The following is a 15159-nucleotide window of genomic DNA, read 5'->3' on the forward strand; positions in this document are numbered from 1 at the left end:
AATTGTCGGCCCCTTTTCAAACCCCGAGTCAGGGCGACAACCCGAATATCGCCCTGACTCGCCCCCAAAGCACTCGCCCGCTTACCCTAGTCGGCGAGTGATTGGCGGTGTGACTCACGAGGAGAGACACCTAGCAATAACCATATTGCTGGCGTTCCCAGTAAATACAAAGTCGTCATTTTGGAGGACACCAGGGGGACGCCACCGGTCCTGGCTCCCAGGCGGACGCGCGGAATCCCGCGTGTCCCCACAGTGGGGGACGCGCCGACCGGGGTACAGGGCAGGGGTCAGCCCGAGAACGAGCGCCACATCCCGGGGCCGGGATGCAGCGGGCCGCGCAGCTGACGGCGGCTGCGCTCCCAGGCGTCGGGGCCGGCCTGCGGCCTCGCCTCCTCCGCGGCGGCGGCCTGCTCGGCCGCAGCCGCGGTGAGCACGGCGGTGACCGCGGCGATCTCCTCCGGGGTCACGCCGCGCGTGACGAACCGGATCTGCGACGGGTCGAGGGGCTCGCTCACAGCGGGATGTTCCCGTGCTTCTTCGGCGGCATCGACGCGCGCTTGGTGCGCAGCGCCCGCAGCGCCTTGATGACGGAGATCCGGGACGCGGCCGGCTCGATCACGCCGTCCAGCTCGCCGCGCTCTGCGGCCAGGAACGGGCTCGCCACGTTGTAGGTGTACTCGTTGGCGAGCCGCGCACGGACGGCGGCGACATCCTCGCCGGCCTCCTCCGCGCGCTTGATCTCGCCGCGGTAGAGGATGTTGACCGCGCCCTGACCGCCCATCACGGCGATCTCGGCGGTCGGCCAGGCCAGGTTGATGTCCGCGCCGAGCTGCTTGGAGCCCATGACGATGTACGCGCCGCCGTAGGCCTTGCGCGTGATGATCGTGACCAGCGGGACGGTCGCCTCGGCGTACGCGTAGAGCAGCTTGGCCCCACGGCGGATCACGCCGGTCCACTCCTGGTCGGTGCCGGGCAGGTAGCCGGGCACGTCCACGAGCGTGAGGATCGGGATGCCGAACGCGTCGCAGAACCGGACGAACCGGGACGCCTTCTCCCCGGCGTCGATGTTGAGCGTTCCGGCCATCGAGCTCGGCTGGTTCGCGACGATGCCCACGGAGCGGCCCTCGACCCTGGCGAAGCCGATCACGATGTTCGGGGCGAACAGCGGCTGCACCTCGAGGAATTCGCCGTCGTCGACGATGCCCTCGATGATCGCCTTGACGTCGTACGGCTGGTTCGGCGAGTCCGGGATGACCGTGTTCAGGCGCTGGTCGGCGTCGGTGATCTCCAGCTCCGGCTCCGACTCGAACTGCGGCAGCTCGGACAGGTTGTTCTGCGGCAGGTAGCTGAGCAGGGTGCGCGCGTAGTCGAGCGCGTCCTCCTCATCGCTCGCGAGGTAGTGCGAGACGCCGGACACCTTGTTGTGGGTGAGCGCGCCGCCGAGCTCCTCGAAGCCGACGTCCTCGCCGGTGACCGTCTTGATGACGTCCGGGCCCGTGACGAACATGTGGCTGGACTTGTCCACCATGATCACGAAGTCGGTGAGCGCGGGGGAGTAGACGGCGCCGCCGGCGGCGGGGCCCATCACGATCGAGATCTGCGGGATGACGCCGGACGCGGCCGTGTTGCGACGGAAGATCTCGCCGTACTTGCCGAGCGCGACCACGCCCTCCTGGATGCGCGCGCCGCCGGAGTCGAGGATGCCGATCATCGGCACGCCGGTCTTGATGGCGTGGTCCATCACCTTGATGATCTTCTCGCCGGCGACCTCGCCGAGCGAGCCGCCGAAGATGGTGAAGTCCTGGCTGAACACGGCGACGTTGCGGCCGTGGATGGTGCCGACGCCGGTGACGACAGCGTCGCCGTACGGACGCTTCGCCTCCATGCCGAACGCGTGCGTGCGGTGGCGGACGAACTCGTCGAATTCGACGAACGAACCCGGGTCGAGCAGCAGGTCGATGCGCTCGCGCGCGGTGAGCTTGCCCTTGGCGTGCTGCTTCTCGATCGCGGTCTGCCCGCTGGCGGTCACGGCCTCGTGGAAGCGCTCCTTGAGGTCGGCGAGCTTGCCGGCGGTCGTGGAGAGGTCGGGGGTCTGCCATGCTTCGGTGTCGGTCACGCCGTTCACTCTACCGGCCAGTGGATGAGCGATGCCGTTGAGGATTCCCTACAAATCCGCGGCCGCACACTGGCAGACTGGAGCAATGAGCTACCGTCGCAGCCGCGCCGTCGTCCCGGTCGTCGAGGTGCTCGAATCGGCCGCCTCCACCAACGACGTCATGCAGCAAAGGGCGGGCGATCTGCCCGATCTTTCGGTGATCCTGACCGACAACCAGACCGGCGGCCGGGGGCGCCTCGGCCGGGTCTGGGTGAGCCCGCCCGGCAAGGCGCTCGCGATCTCGGTGCTGCTGAAGCCCGTCGGACTGCCGCCCGAGGCCTTCGGCTGGTTCCCGCTGCTGGCGGGCCTCGCGATGAGCAGGGCGCTCTCCGGGTTCGTGCCGCGCGAGGTCGAGCTGAAGTGGCCGAACGACGTGCTGATCGACGGGTCGAAGGTCTGCGGCATCCTGTGCGAGCTGCTGCCCGGCATGTCCGGGGTCGTCGTCGGCTCCGGCGTGAACCTCACCCTCGGCGCCGACGAGCTGCCGACCGAGACCGCGACCTCCCTGCTGCTCGCCGGAGGCGGCGAGCCGGACCCGGACGCGGTGCTCGCGGCCTACCTCACCGAGCTCACCGTGCTCTACCGCGAGTTCACCGCCGCGTCGGGCGACCCCGAACGCAGCGCGCTGCGCGACTCGGTGGCCGCCGCCTGCCACACCATCGGCCGCTCGGTGCGCGTCGAGCTGCCCGGCGGCGACATCCTGCTGGGTACCGCCGTCGACATCGACGCCTCCGGACGGCTCGTCGTCGAGTCGGATGCGGGCCGCACCGCGGTCGCGGCGGGCGACGTGACGCACCTGCGCTATTAATGGGAAGCATGAGCAGCACAGGGGAGTCGGCCCCCGCCCAGCCGCCGGAGCGGGTGATCGCACGCCTGCGTCCGAACGCCAGGGCGCTGTTCTGGCCGAGCCTCGCGCTGATCGCCGCGAGCGGGGCCGCCGGCTACTTCGCCGGCCGCCTGGGCGAGGTCTGGGAGATCGTGCTGCTGTGGTCGGCGGCCGCCGCCGTCCTGCTCCTGCTCTTCCTGCTGCCGCTCGCCTCCTGGCTGAGCAGGCGGTACACGATCACCACGCGCCGGCTCATCATCCGGCATGGCTTCTTCGTGCGCGTCCGCCAGGAGCTGCTGCACAGCCGCGGCTACGACGTCGCGGTGCGCCGCACCTGGCTGCAGAGCATCTTCCGCTCGGGGGATGTGCGCATCAACTCCGGGCTCGACCACCCGGTCGTGCTGAAGGACGTGCCGAAGGCCGATCAGGTGCAGAGCGCGCTGAGCGAGCTGATGGAGCACGCGCAGACCGTGGTGGCGCTGCGCCGGCAGCAGTCGGAGTCAGTCTCCGACGAGACCACCGTCTGGGGATCCCGCTAGCGTCGGCGACGTGACCGTGGCCGGCTCGTCCGCCCTAGCCTTGGCCGCGGCCCGGCCGGCGGCCGAACGGGCGGGGGAGAACACCCACCAGCGGTAGAACGCGAACCGGAACAGCATTCCGAGCACCAGCCCGACGCCGTTGGCCGAGATGTTGTCGGCGATCGGCGAGGTCAGAGCGAGCAGGTAGTGCGAGACCCACACGCACAGCAGCGGGATGCCCATCCCGGCGAGGCTCACCACGAAGAACTCGAGGCCCTCCCTGGTCGCGTTCTGCTGTCGCTGGCCGGAGAACGCCCAGAACCGGTTGCCCACCCAGTTCGCGGCGATGGCGACGAGGGTCGCGATGACCGTGGAGTAGATGGTCGCGTGCGGAACACCCCGCAGCACGATCAGCAGCATCACGTTGAAGACGACCAGGTTGACGACGAACCCGACGGCACCGACCGCGCCGAACTTGATCAGCTGCGGGAGGAGTGGCGCCCTGCGCCCGGGGCCGGTCTTCTGTGTCGTCATGCTCCAGCCTGGTGATGCGGGAAGATAGGGAGTGCGTGCGTTCGTCACACTACGCGAGTGCAGGACCGCGTGTCTGGGAGTTGCCCGCGGGCACCGTGAAGAGTATCGAGGAGAAGCAGAGGCGATGGCCAGGAACAGAGTTGGCGTGATCGGCGGCGGTCAGCTGGCCAGGATGATGATCCCTCCGGCGGTCGAACTGGGCATCGAGATCTCCGTGCTCGAGGAGGCGGAGGGCATGAGTGCCGACCTCGCCGCGACCGGCGTCGGCGACTACCGCGACCTGGACACCGTGCTCGCCTTCGCCGAGACGGTGGACGTGATCACCTTCGACCACGAGCACGTCCCGCCGGCGATCCTGCGCGAGCTGGTCTCGCGCGGCGTCCCCGTGCACCCCGGCCCCGACGCCCTGCTCTACGCACAGGACAAGCTGCAGATGCGCGCCGGGCTCACCGAGCTGGGGCTGCCGGTCCCGGACTGGGCAGCGGTGGAGAACGCCGACGAGCTCGCCGCGTTCCTGAACGACCACGGCGGCTGGGCCGTCGTGAAGACGGCCCGCGGCGGCTACGACGGCAAGGGCGTCCGCGTCGTCTCCGACCCGACAGGAGCGGACGACTGGTTCCTCGCGCTCGCCGAGGACGGCCGCGGCGGCGCGCTGCTGGTGGAGGAGCTCGTCCCGTTCCGGCGGGAGCTCGCGCAGCTGGTCGCGCGCAGGCCCTCCGGCGAGGTCGCGGCCTGGCCGGTCGTGGAGACCGTGCAGCGCGACGGCGTCTGCGCCGAGGTGATCGCGCCGGCGCCCGGTTCGCAGGGCCGCGTCGCGAAGGCGGCCGCGGAGATCGCGCGCGCCGTCGCCGACGGGCTCGGCGTGACCGGCGTGCTCGCCGTCGAGCTGTTCGAGACCACGGACGGCCGCGTCCTGATCAACGAGCTCGCGATGCGCCCGCACAACAGTGGGCACTGGTCCATCGAGGGCGCGGTGACCAGCCAGTTCGAGCAGCACCTGCGCGCCGTGCTCGACCTGCCGCTCGGCGCGACGGCGCCGCGCGAGGAGTGGTCGGTGATGGTCAACATCCTCGGCGGTCCCGCGGAGGGCACCTTGCAGGACCGCTACCCGGCGGCGCTCGCCGCGCATCCCGAGGCCAAGTTCCACGGCTACGGGAAGGCGCCGCGCCCCGGCCGCAAGGTCGGCCACGTGACGGTCGCAGGCGACGACCTCGACGACGTCGTGTACCGGGCGCGGGCGGCGGCCGCCTTCTTCGAGGGCTGAGCGCGCCAGGCGACGGGCCGCATGCATTACCGGGCCGCACCTCCGGCCGCCCCTAGCATGTTCACCATGCCCACTCCCTCTCACCCCCTGGTGTCCGTCGTGATGGGCTCCGACTCGGACTGGTCGGTGATGCAGGAGGCGTCCCGGCTGCTCACCGAGTTCGGGGTCGAGCACGAGGTCGAGGTCGTCTCCGCGCACCGCACGCCCGAGAAGATGATCGAGTTCGGCAAGGTCGCCGCCTCGCGCGGCATCCGCGTCATCATCGCGGGAGCCGGCGGCGCCGCGCACCTGCCCGGCATGCTCGCCGCCGTGACGACGCTGCCCGTCGTCGGCGTCCCCGTTCCGCTCGCGCGCCTGGACGGACTGGATTCCCTGCTCTCCATCGTGCAGATGCCGGCCGGCGTCCCGGTCGCCACCGTGTCCATCGGGGGAGCGAGGAACGCCGGCCTGCTCGCGGTCAAGATCCTCGCGACCGCCGACACCGCTCTCGCCGAGGCCCTGGAGCGGTTCGCCGCCGACCTCGAGGCGAGTGTCGAAGAGAAGAACGCGGCACTCAAAGCCCGGCTATGACCACCGCGACGCCGCTCCGCAACCCGGACGCCAGCTCGCCGCACCTGATGACGAAGCGCGGCTGGTGGCTCGTCGGGATGAACATCCTGCTGCCGGGGTCCGCTCAGCTCGTCGCCGGTGACCGGCGGCTCGGCCGGGTCGGCATCGTCGCGACCCTGCTGCTCTGGCTGCTGGTGCTGATCGGACTGCTGGTGGCGCTGGTCACCCCCTCCACCGTGTACACGCTCGCGACCCAGGCGGGCAGCCTCACGGTCGTGCAGATCGCGCTCATCCTGTACGCCGTGCTCTGGGTGGTGCTGACGCTGGACACCCTGCGGCTGGTCCGCCTGGTGCGCGCGCATCCGAACGCGCGAGGCTGGATCGCGGCTTTCGCCGTCCTGGTGCTGGTCGGCCTGGCCGGGACCGCCGGCTACGGCTCGGTCGTCGCCGGATCCGCGCGCGGCGCGCTCGGCGACATCTTCGGCGCCGGCCCGTCCGAGCCTCCGGTGGACGGGCGGTACAACATCATGCTGCTCGGCGGCGACGCCGGCCCCGACCGCGAGGGACTGCGGCCGGACTCGATGTCGATCGTCAGCATCGACGCGAGCACGGGCAAGGCGGTCACCATCGGCCTGCCGCGCGACCTCGACCCGGTGCCGTTCCCGTCCTCGTCGCCGCTGCACGCGCTGTACCCGGACGGCTACGGCTACGACGACCGCTGCGACGTCGACGTCTGCCAGCTGAACTCCATCTACACCGAGGTCGAGACCTACAAGTCCGACCTGTATCCGGACGCGAAGAAGAAGGGCAGCGAGCCGGGCATCGAGGCCATGCGGGACGCGCTCGAGGGCGCGACCGGGCTGACCATCCAGTACTACGTGCTCATCGACATGCAGGGCTTCGCCGACCTCGTCGACGCGCTCGGCGGCGTCGACATCACGGTCAAGGACCGGGTGCCGATCGGCGGCGACGAGAATCTGAACGGCGTCGTGGAGTGGATCGAGCCGGGGAAGCACCACATGGACGGCTACCACGCCCAGTGGTACGCGCGGGCCAGGCACGGCACCAGCGACTACGACAGGATGGCCAGGCAGCGCCAGCTGCAGGACGCGATCCTGCAGCAGGTGAACCCGGTGAACGTCGTCTCCAAGTTCGAGGGCATCGCCAAGGCGGGCGCTCAGGTGATGAAGACGGACATCCCGCAGTCGATGCTCGGCTACTTCGTCGATCTGGGGATGAAGACCAGGAAACTGCCGGTGGACAAGCTCGAACTGGTGCCGCCGACGATCAACCCGGAAGAGCCCGACTACACGCAGATCCACGAGCTGGTGCGCAAAGCCGTCGCGCCGGCGAAACCGGGCAACTAAGTTCTCGCCTCACCTGCTGTCGCGTCCAGCTGACCCCTGAACAGGTCACAGGGACTGCCCAGGCTGCCTGGGTACCGTCGCCGCCCTATGGCGGGTACAGGTGGAAGTGTGGCAGAGAACTCGGTGACCAAGGCGAGCGGGCGGCTGACCGCGCTCGACGGGCTGCGCGGGCTTGCGGCCGTCGTTGTGCTGTTCCACCACGCGCTGTACACGAACCCCGACTTCCCGGGGGCCCCGGGCGGCGGGAACGCGCCCGTCGGCTCGCCGATGTGGTGGATCAGCTACACCCCGCTGAAGCTGTTCTCGGCCGGTGTCGAGTCGGTGATCGTGTTCTTCGTGCTCTCCGGTCTCGTCGTGACGCTGCCCGCCGTGCGCAAGCGCGGCTTCGACTGGGTGGCCTACTTCCCCCGCCGCGTCGTGCGCCTGATGGTGCCGGTCGCCGCGTCCGTGCTGCTCGCCGCGGTGTGGGTCGCCGCGATCCCGCAGATCTCCACCCAGCCGAAGGACACCTGGCTGAGCAGCTCCTCCACCCCGAACTTCTCGTGGGAGTACATCGTCAAGGCGGTCGACCTGCTCGGCGGCGACGGCCAGATCAACAACCCGTTGTGGTCGCTGCGCTGGGAGCTCGTCTTCTCGCTGCTGCTCCCGGTCTTCGCGATCGCGGCGATCGCGGTGCGCAAGTGGTGGATCGCCGGCCGGCTCGCCGCGTGCGCCATCACCTGGCTCGGCGCCCGCGCCGGTTCCGCCGAGATGGAGTACCTGCCGGCGTTCTTCGTCGGCGCCGTGATCGCGGTGCGGATGGACGCCGTCCGGAACGTCGCTGACCGCATCAACACGCACTGGTGGCGGCACCCGATCTGGGCCGCGCTCACGGTCGGCAGCGCGATGCTGCTGATCGGACCGTGGCTCGTCGGCCCCGCCGTCTCCGGGATGACCGAGCTGGTGGCCGTGTTCAAGGGCCTGGTGCCGCTCGCGGCCGCGGGCCTCGTGGTCGCCGCGCTCGGCTGGAAGCCGCTGCGCGCGGCGTTCGAGTCGGCCCCGCTGCAGTTCGCCGGCCGGATCTCGTTCAGCCTGTACCTCGTCCACGTGCCGATCATCATCTTCAGCACCTACCTGTTCGCCGGGCAGACCTGGTACGTCCCGCTGCTGTTCGCGATCCCGCTCGCGGTGCTCGTCGCGCTGGGCTTCACCTGGCTGGTGGAGCAGCGCAGCCACGGCTGGTCCAAGTCGGTCGGCGCCTGGGCGTCGCGCCGCTACGCCAGCTGGTTCGGCCGCGAGGACTCCACCGAGCAGCAGCCCTCGCGCAGCCGCGACGAGGTCGAGGCGGGCAGCACCTCCCGCTGACCCTGTTCGGTACGTTTGCGACCCGCTCGAACAGGGGCGGACGCACCGAAGGGGAACGGTCGCGGCTCCGTCAGAGGTCGGCGTGCAGCTGCCAGACGCGCTCGGCCGAGTCTCTCCAGCTGAACGCGCGCGCGCGGTCGGAGGCGAGCACGCCCAGGCGCGAGCGCAGCTCGGCGTCGTCGAGCACGCGCCCGATGGCGGCGGCGAGGCGCTCGCTGTAGCCGTCCTCGTCCTCGGCGGAGGCGGGGCGCTCCACGACCAGGCTCGCGCCTCCCGAGACCTCCACGAGCGCGGGGTCGTCCGAGTGGATCACCGGCAGCCCGAACTTGAACGCCTCCACCACCGGGAGCCCGAAGCCCTCGGCGACGCTGGGGTAGACGAACAGGGTGGCGCGGTCGAGCGCGACGGCCAGGTCGGCGTCGTCGAGGTGGCCGAGCGTCCGCACGCGGTCCTCCGGGAGCCCCGCCGCGGCCGCGACCCCGGTCGCCGTGCCGTCTCCGTAGCGGTCCGGGCCGGCGATGAGCAGCGGGATGCCGTGCGCCTCCGGGCGGGCGACGGCGCGGATCAGCGGGGCGATGCCCTTGCGCGGCGAGATCGAGCCGAGGCTGAACGCGTAGGACGCGGGGAGGCCGAGGCGCTCGGCGCGCTCGTCCGCGTCCGCGGGCAGGCGCAGCGTGGCGGCGGGGGCGCCGCCGATGACGCGCACGCGGTCGCCGAAGTCGAGCACGTCGGCGAGGCGGTCGGCGACGGCGTGCGACGGGACGACGATCGCGTCGGCGTGCTTCCTCGCGCGCTTCGCCATCGCCTTCGTCCACATCGCCGCGGCAGTGCCGAGCGCGTCGGGATGCGTCCACGCGAGCGTGTCGTGGATGGTCACGGTGAGCTGGTCGCCCTCCGCCGTGTCGTGCTTGCGCAGCGGGGCGAGCAGGCTCGGCGCGTGCACCATCCCGCGCACGCCGCCGACGCGGATGCCGGACTGCCAGGCGACGGTGAGCTCGCGGCGGCCCAGCGGCAGGCGAGTCACCTCAGCGACGCCGGGCAGCAGGCGGCGGACCTCCTCCAGCTGCTCGTCGGAGACGTTCGAGATGATCGCGTGCACATCGCAGCCCGCGGGCGCGGTCGCGATCAGCTGACGGGTGAGCTCCTCGGTGTAGCGGCGCGTGCCGCCGGGAGCGTCACCGATCAGCTCATCGACCACCACCGTGAGTGTCGTCATTCTCCAGCTCCAGCACTCCATGGCGCGCCGCGTCCGCGAGCGCGTCCTCCCAGGACCGCATCGGCGCGAGGCCGGCCTTCGCCCAGGCCTCGTGTCCGAGCACGGAGAACGAGGGCCGTGGCGCGGGCCGCACGAACGTGGCGCTGTCGGTCGGTGTGACCCTATCAGGGTCCAATCCGGCCGCGCTGAAGACCGCTTTGGCGAAGTCGTACCAGCTCGCGCGGCCGGAGTTGGTGCCGTGGTAGACGCCGGCCGGCGCGTCCGCGTCGAGCATCGCGACGATGCGCTCGGCGAGGTCGCCCGTCCACGTCGGCTGCCCGATCTGGTCGGCGACGACGCTGACGGTCTCGTGGCTTCCGGCCAGCTTCACCATCGTGCGCGCGAAGTTCGGTCCGCCCGCGCCGTACAGCCACGCGGTGCGGACGATGAAGGTGCCGTCCGGGTGCGCGGCGAGTGCCAGCTCCTCGCCCGCCGCCTTCGTGCGGCCGTAGGCGTTGATGGGGTCGCGCGGGGTGTCCTCGGCGTACGGCTCGGTGGCGTGGCCGTCGAACACGTAGTCGGTCGAGACCGTGACGAACCGGGCGCCCGCCGCGGCGGACGCGATGGCGAGGTTCTCGGTGCCGAGCGCGTTGATCGCGTACGCGTCGTCCTCGTGCGTCTCGGCGTCGTCCACCTTGGTGTAGGCGGACGCGTTGATCACGACGTCGTGACCGGGGACCGCGGCGAGCACCGCGTCCCGGTCGGTCACGTCCAGGTCGGCGCGGCGCAGGGCCGTCACCTCGTGCCCGGCGAGGGCCTTCTGCAGGTCCTGGCCGAGCATCCCGGCGGCGCCGGCGATGAGGACGCGCATCAGTTGTCGAGCGCGGCGCGGGCCTTCAGCGGCTCCCACCAGTCGCGGTTGTCGCGGTACCACTGCACGACGTCGGCCAGTCCCTGCTGGAACGGCACGAGCGGCTCGTAGCCGAGCTCCGACTGGATCTTGGAGATGTCGACCGAGTAGCGCAGGTCGTGACCGAGGCGGTCGGCGACGCGGTCGACGTACGACCAGTCCTTGCCCGTCGCATCCAGGAGCAGCTGCGTGAGCTCCTTGTTGGTCAGCTCGGTGCCGCCGCCGATGTTGTAGATCTCGCCGGCGCGGCCGTTCACGAGCACCATCGCGATGCCGCGGGTGTGGTCGTCGACGTGCAGCCAGTCGCGGATGTTGTTGCCCTCGCCGTACAGCGGGACGTGCTTGTCGTCGATGAGGTTCGTGACGAACAGCGGGATGACCTTCTCGGGGAAGTGGTACGGGCCGTAGTTGTTCGAGCAGCGGGTGATGGACAGGTTGAGGCCGTGGGTGCGGAAGTAGCTGCGGGCGAGCAGGTCGCTGCCCGCCTTCGACGCGGAGTAGGGGGAGTTCGGCTCCAACGGCCGGTCCTCCGCCCAGGAGCCCTCGGCGATGGAGCCGTAGACCTCGTCGGTCGAGACGTGCACGAAGCGCTCCACCTTGTTGCGCAGGGCCGCGTCGAGCAGCTGCTGCGTGCCGAGCACGTTGGTCTCGACGAAGATCGACGCGTCGCGGACCGAGCGGTCGACGTGCGACTCGGCCGCGAAGTGGACGACGGCGTCGATCGACGGGAACAGCTCGTCCAGCAGGCCGCCGTCGCGGATGTCGCCCTTCACGAAGGTGTAGCGGGGCGAGTCGGCCACGGGAGCGAGGTTCGCCAGGTTGCCAGAGTAGGTCAGGGCGTCCAGGACGACGACCTCGGCGCCTTCCAGGCCCGGGTAGGCGTCCTGGAGGGTGCGGCGGACGAAGTTGGAGCCGATGAACCCGGCGCCACCGGTGACGAGAATCTTCATAATGCGTCCGATTGTAGCGGGGTGGCGGAAGCGTTCCGCCGAGCGGCTGGGCATAGACTGCCCCGGTCTGCGCCCACGGCGGGCGCAAGGTGGAGGGGAACACCTGTGCTGAAGCGTGTCATCACCGTCGTCGTGTCCGGAGTGCTCGCGCTCACAGGGGTGACGACCGCGAACGCGGCGGGAGCGCCGGACGATCAGGACGCGTCGCGCGCGAACGCCTACTATGCGGCGGTCGCGAAGGCGGAGGCCGCGAGCGGGCTGACGCGCTCGCCGAAGGCGGAGAAGCCGGCTTCGCCCGGGTTCTCGACCTACGCCGGAGGCACGGTCGACGCGTCGAAGTTCGCGGTCGGCAAGCTGATGAGCGATGCCGTCTTCTACAACGGGGCCGCGCTCACCGCCGCGCAGGTCCAGACCTTCCTGAACAACACCGTCCCGGCCTGCCGGACCGGCTACACCTGCCTGGACGACTTCCGGGCGCCCACCGCCGACCGACCCGCTGACGACATGTGCGCCGGCTATAGCGCGTCCGGCACGCAGTCCGCTGCCACCATCATCGCGACGGTTGGCTCCTCGTGCGGGATCAATCCCGGCGTTCTCGTCACCCTTCTGCAGAAGGAGCAGGGCCTCGTCTCCGACGACTGGCCGTCGCAGACCCAGTACGACTACGCGACCGGGTACGCGTGCCCCGACGACCCGGGAGTCGGCTGCGACCCCGACACGAAGGGCTTCTTCGCGCAGGTCTACGGCGCGGCCTGGCAGTTCAAGCGCTACGCCAACCCCGGATCGACAAGCGACTACTTCGACTGGTACCCGGTCCACGCCGTCAGCCGCATCCCGTTCTCCTCCAAGCCCGCCTTGAACTGCGGCACCGGCCCGGTCGCCATCTGGAACAAGGCGACCGCCGCTCTGTACTACTACACGCCGTACCAGCCGGATGCGGCCGCCATCAAGGACTTCTTCGGCGACGGCGACGCCTGCTCGGAGTACGGCAACCGCAACTTCTGGGGCCTCTACACGCAGTGGTTCGGCGACCCCAACGCCGGGATGGTGCCCACTCTCAGCCGCGCCGGCGGAGCCGACCGCTACGAGGTGTCGGTGAACTCCTCGAAGGCGGCCTTCCCGTCCGGCTCCGGCACCGTCTACATCGCGAACGGCGAGAACTTCCCCGACGCGCTGAGTGCGGCGCCGGCCGCAGCGAAGGACAACGCCCCCGTGCTGCTCACCCGGCCCGGCGGACTGCCCGCGGTCGTCAGCACCGAGATCGGCCGGCTCGGCGCCACCAAGGCCGTCGTCGTCGGAGGCCCGGCCTCGGTGTCCGACGCCGTCGTCACCGCGCTGACCGACCGGCACATCGCGGTCACGCGTTTCGGCGGTTCCGACCGCTACGCCGTCTCGCGTGCGCTCGTCGCGGCGAAGTGGGGGAGCAGCGCGCCGACGGTCTACGTCGCGACGGGCGCCAACTTCCCCGATGCGCTCTCCGCCGGGGCGGTGGCCGGGAGCGCGAGCGCGCCCGTCCTGCTCGTCAACGGCTCCGCCGGCTCGCTCGACGCTGCCACCAGGAACCTCCTCACGACGCTGCACACCACGAAGGTCGGCATCGCGGGCGGTCCGGCGTCGGTCTCGCCCGGCATCGAGCAGGGCATTTCGCAGCTGCCGGGCATGAGCGTCGTCCGCTACTCGGGCCCCGACCGGTTCGCCGTCAGCGTCGCTCTGAACAAGACCTTCGGCACCGCACCGTCCGCGTACCTCGCGAACGCGCTCAACTTCCCGGACGCGCTCGCGGGCGCGGCGGTCGCGGGCAAGGCGCACAGCCCGCTCTACATCGTCAACCCTGGTTGCGTCCCGTCGGCGACCGCCGCAGGCGTCCTCGGCGGCACCCCGTCCCGTCTCGTCCTGCTCGGCGGCCCGGCATCGGTGAGCGATGCGGATGGCAAGCTCAGCGTCTGTTAGTAGACTCCCGGAGTGCAGATTCGCGAGTTGAGCATCCCCGACGCCTACGAGATCACCCCGGTCCAGCACGCCGACGACCGCGGACTCTTCTTCGAGTTCTACCGGTTCGACCGGCTGGAGGAGGCCGTCGGCCACTCCCTCGACCTCAAGCAGGGGAACACCTCGGTGTCGCGGCGCGGATCCGTCCGCGGCATCCACTTCGCCGACATCCCGCCGAGCCAGGCCAAGTACGTCATGGCCCCGCGCGGTGCTGTGCTGGACTTCGTGATCGACATCCGCGTCGGCTCCCCGACGTTCGGGAAGTGGGACTCGGTGCTGCTCGACGACACCGACCGCCGGGCGATCTACGTGCCGGAGGGCGTCGGCCACTGCTTCGTCGCGCTCACCGACGACGCGACCGTGAGCTACCTCGTCACCGACGTCTACAACCCGACCCGCGAGCACGGCATCAACCCGCTCGACCCCGAGATCGGCCTCGAGTTCCCCGTCCCCGCCCAGGAGCTGCTGCTCTCGCCGAAGGACACCGAGGCGCCGAACCTGGCCGACGCGGCCGCCAGCGGCCTGCTGCCGACGTGGGACGCGGCGCGCGCGTTCTACGCCTCGCTCGACGACAAGTAAGGAATCACTCGACACATGCGCGGAATCATCCTCGCCGGCGGCTCCGGCACGCGGCTGTGGCCCATCACCAAGGGCATCTCCAAGCAGCTCATGCCGATCTACGACAAGCCGATGGTCTACTACCCGCTGTCCACGCTGATGATGGCGGGGATCAACGAGATCCTGATCATCACGACGCCGGAGTACAACGACCAGTTCCGGGCGCTCTTCGGCGACGGGTCGCACCTCGGCATCACGATCGAGTACGCCGTGCAGCCGTCGCCGGACGGGCTCGCCCAGGCGTTCATCATCGGCGAGGAGTTCATCGGCGACGAGTCGGTCGCGCTCGTGCTCGGCGACAACATCTTCCACGGCACCGGCCTCGGCTCGGCGCTGCGGGCGCACAGCGACATCCACGGCGCCCTGATCTTCGCCTACCAGGTGAGCGACCCGACCGCGTACGGCGTCGTGGAGTTCGACGACGACTTCAAGGCCCTCTCGATCGAGGAGAAGCCGGCGCAGCCGAAGAGCAACTTCGCCGTCCCCGGTCTGTACTTCTACGACAACGACGTCGTGCGGATCGCGAAGAGCATCACGCCGAGCGCGCGCGGCGAGCTGGAGATCTCCACCGTCAACGAGCGGTATCTGGAGGCGGGCACGCTTCAGGTGCAGGTGCTCGACCGCGGCACCGCCTGGCTGGACACCGGGACGTTCGAGTCGATGATGCAGGCGTCGGAGTACGTGCGCGTCATCGAGGACAGGCAGGGCTTCAAGATCGGCTGCGTCGAGGAGATCGCCTGGCGTGCCGGCTGGATCTCGGCCGAGCAACTGGGCGAGCTGGCGGAGCCGCTTGTCAAGCGCGGCTACGGCCGGTATCTGAAGCGACTCCTCGAGGCATGACGGCGGACGGGGCGCTCGGGGCGGGGTCGGCCGGCTTCGACCGGTCCCTGGTAGCCGTCGTCACGGTCAGCTACGGCTCCGAGGATGTCCTCCCGGCGTT

General features: G+C 70.4%; 15 protein-coding genes. 9 read left to right on the forward strand and 6 right to left on the reverse strand.

All coding sequences use genetic code 11. From position 1 onward, the window contains the following. Positions 1-287: 287 nt before the first annotated feature. Together ACTHMF_RS06600 and ACTHMF_RS06605 are read right to left on the reverse strand one after the other, a co-directional pair. Positions 288-515 carry an acyl-CoA carboxylase subunit epsilon gene (locus ACTHMF_RS06600; RefSeq protein WP_314146529.1) on the reverse strand — a complete coding sequence of 76 codons (228 nt, stop codon included), beginning with the start codon at positions 513-515 and terminating at the stop codon, positions 288-290. Then, on the reverse strand, positions 512-2125 hold the full coding sequence (locus ACTHMF_RS06605; protein ID WP_440316786.1) for an acyl-CoA carboxylase subunit beta: 1614 nt from the start codon (positions 2123-2125) through the stop codon (positions 512-514). Before ACTHMF_RS06605 ends, ACTHMF_RS06600 begins: the two co-directional genes overlap by 4 nt. 76 nt (positions 2126-2201) lie before the next feature. Here ACTHMF_RS06605 and ACTHMF_RS06610 point away from each other — a divergent pair, with 76 nt between their 5' ends. After that, positions 2202-2963: a biotin--[acetyl-CoA-carboxylase] ligase gene (locus tag ACTHMF_RS06610; protein WP_440316787.1), complete on the forward strand. Its 762-nt coding sequence runs from the start codon at positions 2202-2204 to the stop codon at positions 2961-2963. Positions 2964-2971: 8 nt separating this feature from the next. Next, positions 2972-3520 (forward strand): PH domain-containing protein, encoded by a 549-nt coding sequence (locus ACTHMF_RS06615; RefSeq protein ID WP_440316788.1) that lies wholly within the window; start codon positions 2972-2974, stop codon positions 3518-3520. Here ACTHMF_RS06615 and ACTHMF_RS06620 read toward each other — a convergent pair. Then, the gene (locus ACTHMF_RS06620) at positions 3482-4033 is read right to left on the reverse strand and encodes a GtrA family protein (protein WP_440316789.1); all 552 of its coding nucleotides are present in this window, start codon (positions 4031-4033) and stop codon (positions 3482-3484) included. The genes ACTHMF_RS06615 and ACTHMF_RS06620 overlap by 39 nt on opposite strands. 73 nt (positions 4034-4106) lie before the next feature. Here ACTHMF_RS06620 and ACTHMF_RS06625 point away from each other — a divergent pair, with 73 nt between their 5' ends. The 4 genes from ACTHMF_RS06625 to ACTHMF_RS06640 all read left to right on the forward strand — a co-directional run bounded on the left by ACTHMF_RS06625 (position 4107) and on the right by ACTHMF_RS06640 (position 8557). Continuing rightward, on the forward strand, positions 4107-5297 hold the full coding sequence (locus ACTHMF_RS06625; protein ID WP_440316796.1) for a 5-(carboxyamino)imidazole ribonucleotide synthase: 1191 nt from the start codon (positions 4107-4109) through the stop codon (positions 5295-5297). Positions 5298-5363: 66 nt separating this feature from the next. After that, complete coding sequence (purE, locus tag ACTHMF_RS06630) at positions 5364-5867, forward strand: 5-(carboxyamino)imidazole ribonucleotide mutase (RefSeq protein WP_314146535.1); 504 nt, start codon at positions 5364-5366, stop codon at positions 5865-5867. Next, positions 5864-7213, forward strand: coding sequence for an LCP family protein (locus ACTHMF_RS06635; protein WP_440316790.1), 1350 nt, complete (start codon positions 5864-5866; stop codon positions 7211-7213). Before purE ends, ACTHMF_RS06635 begins: the two co-directional genes overlap by 4 nt. 108 nt (positions 7214-7321) lie before the next feature. Next, the gene (locus tag ACTHMF_RS06640; protein WP_440316791.1) at positions 7322-8557 is read left to right on the forward strand and encodes an acyltransferase family protein; all 1236 of its coding nucleotides are present in this window, start codon (positions 7322-7324) and stop codon (positions 8555-8557) included. A gap of 70 nt (positions 8558-8627) precedes the next feature. Here ACTHMF_RS06640 and ACTHMF_RS06645 read toward each other — a convergent pair whose 3' ends face one another. The 3 genes from ACTHMF_RS06645 to rfbB are packed head-to-tail and all read right to left on the reverse strand — an operon-like array spanning position 8628 to position 11612. Beyond that, positions 8628-9773, reverse strand: a complete 1146-nt coding sequence (locus ACTHMF_RS06645; protein WP_440316792.1) for a glycosyltransferase family 4 protein — start codon at positions 9771-9773, stop codon at positions 8628-8630. Beyond that, the gene (gene rfbD, locus ACTHMF_RS06650; RefSeq protein ID WP_440316793.1) at positions 9745-10623 is read right to left on the reverse strand and encodes a dTDP-4-dehydrorhamnose reductase; all 879 of its coding nucleotides are present in this window, start codon (positions 10621-10623) and stop codon (positions 9745-9747) included. Before rfbD ends, ACTHMF_RS06645 begins: the two co-directional genes overlap by 29 nt. Beyond that, the gene (gene rfbB / locus ACTHMF_RS06655; RefSeq protein ID WP_348786813.1) at positions 10623-11612 is read right to left on the reverse strand and encodes a dTDP-glucose 4,6-dehydratase; all 990 of its coding nucleotides are present in this window, start codon (positions 11610-11612) and stop codon (positions 10623-10625) included. Before rfbB ends, rfbD begins: the two co-directional genes overlap by 1 nt. 105 nt (positions 11613-11717) lie before the next feature. Here rfbB and ACTHMF_RS06660 point away from each other — a divergent pair, with 105 nt between their 5' ends. The 3 genes from ACTHMF_RS06660 to rfbA are packed head-to-tail and all read left to right on the forward strand — an operon-like array spanning position 11718 to position 15059. Further along, a complete protein-coding gene (locus ACTHMF_RS06660) occupies positions 11718-13562 on the forward strand; it encodes a cell wall-binding repeat-containing protein (RefSeq protein ID WP_440316794.1) in 1845 nt (614 codons plus the stop codon). A gap of 12 nt (positions 13563-13574) precedes the next feature. Further along, entirely contained in the window at positions 13575-14180 is a 606-nt protein-coding gene (locus ACTHMF_RS06665) for a dTDP-4-dehydrorhamnose 3,5-epimerase family protein (protein WP_314146548.1), read from the forward strand. A 15-nt stretch (positions 14181-14195) separates the two neighbouring features. Continuing rightward, a complete protein-coding gene (gene rfbA / locus ACTHMF_RS06670; RefSeq protein WP_440316795.1) occupies positions 14196-15059 on the forward strand; it encodes a glucose-1-phosphate thymidylyltransferase RfbA in 864 nt (287 codons plus the stop codon). The last annotated feature ends 100 nt before the right edge of the window (positions 15060-15159 follow it).

The organism is Leifsonia sp., assembly GCF_051955155.1.
Taxonomy (GTDB): domain Bacteria; phylum Actinomycetota; class Actinomycetes; order Actinomycetales; family Microbacteriaceae; genus Leifsonia.

Coding starts and splice junctions, on each gene's coding strand:
- ACTHMF_RS06610 (WP_440316787.1), top strand. CDS start 2,202: ATGAGCTACCGTCGCAGCCGCGCCGTCGTCCCGGTCGTCGAGGTGCTC.
- ACTHMF_RS06615 (WP_440316788.1), top strand. CDS start 2,972: ATGAGCAGCACAGGGGAGTCGGCCCCCGCCCAGCCGCCGGAGCGGGTG.
- ACTHMF_RS06620 (WP_440316789.1), bottom strand. CDS start 4,033: ATGACGACACAGAAGACCGGCCCCGGGCGCAGGGCGCCACTCCTCCCG.
- purE (WP_314146535.1), top strand. CDS start 5,364: ATGCCCACTCCCTCTCACCCCCTGGTGTCCGTCGTGATGGGCTCCGAC.
- ACTHMF_RS06635 (WP_440316790.1), top strand. CDS start 5,864: ATGACCACCGCGACGCCGCTCCGCAACCCGGACGCCAGCTCGCCGCAC.
- ACTHMF_RS06645 (WP_440316792.1), bottom strand. CDS start 9,773: ATGACGACACTCACGGTGGTGGTCGATGAGCTGATCGGTGACGCTCCC.
- rfbD (WP_440316793.1), bottom strand. CDS start 10,623: ATGCGCGTCCTCATCGCCGGCGCCGCCGGGATGCTCGGCCAGGACCTG.
- rfbB (WP_348786813.1), bottom strand. CDS start 11,612: ATGAAGATTCTCGTCACCGGTGGCGCCGGGTTCATCGGCTCCAACTTC.
- rfbA (WP_440316795.1), top strand. CDS start 14,196: ATGCGCGGAATCATCCTCGCCGGCGGCTCCGGCACGCGGCTGTGGCCC.